The sequence below is a fragment of the Dorea sp. D27 genome (assembly GCF_001185345.1).
GTDB lineage: Bacteria > Bacillota > Clostridia > Lachnospirales > Lachnospiraceae > Extibacter.
This window is the reverse complement of record NZ_KQ236760.1, coordinates 1-717: the sequence shown is the minus strand read 5'-3', so window position 1 is coordinate 717 and position 717 is coordinate 1. Positions and strand designations below refer to the sequence as shown.

At 53.1% G+C, this 717-nt stretch carries 2 protein-coding genes; one reads left to right on the top strand and one right to left on the bottom strand.

Translation table 11 applies throughout. From position 1 onward, the window contains the following. Window positions 1-233: hypothetical protein (locus HMPREF0980_RS19305; RefSeq protein WP_207643621.1), on the top strand; the 233-nt coding region annotated here is incomplete at its 5' end. A gap of 241 nt (window positions 234-474) precedes the next feature. Here HMPREF0980_RS19305 and HMPREF0980_RS19300 read toward each other — a convergent pair. Beyond that, window positions 475-717: hypothetical protein (locus HMPREF0980_RS19300; protein WP_207643620.1), on the bottom strand; the 243-nt coding region annotated here is incomplete at its 5' end.

Sequence of the window (717 nt, the reverse complement as noted above, 5' to 3'; positions counted from 1 at the left end):
GGGAGCCGGGTGGCAGATGCTTCGATGCGTACGAGGCTCCGACTATTTCACGTATCCCTAACCCTCCGGAATGCGCGCCGATAGCGGCTTGCATCCCGCAGGATAAGGGCTACGGAAAGGATTCTCCGCCTCTCCCGCTTACACCTGCGCCTCTCCCACCCGGCTCCCCGTCCGCTATCTACTTTACTAACAAGGGCGTGAGCGGCCGTGTGACGTTACTGGCCAGCGGATGACCGCTGGCTGTGTCAGCTAGATGGAAAATGATAGCAAGCTTAGTGTATACAACACATACAAATTAGAACGGTGTATATTATCGCAGTTAAACGTTTGCAGCGAGGCGTGCACGCCGTTGCTGCAGGAAGAGCCGGAAATCAGGCAAGGGATGTTATTTCACATAGCAGCCCTGTACTTGATTCCGGCTCTTCCTCATAATAATTTCATTTTTCAAAGGTTTTCACTCGCTCAGCTTTTTTATTAATATACCGGCACAAATAAATTCCTTCCGGCCGCCAGTAACGTCACACAGCCACCCCCGCTCGTGCCAGTAAAGTAGATAGCCGATGGGGAGGCAGGGGACAGATGCGAAGGTATAAGCGGGAGGGACGGAGAATCCTCACCAGATTCCTTAGCTTGTGGGATGAGAGCCGCTATCGGCGAACATTCCACAGGCTTAGGAATCTGTGTGATAGTCGCAGTCCCGGAGCATCGCAGCAGATG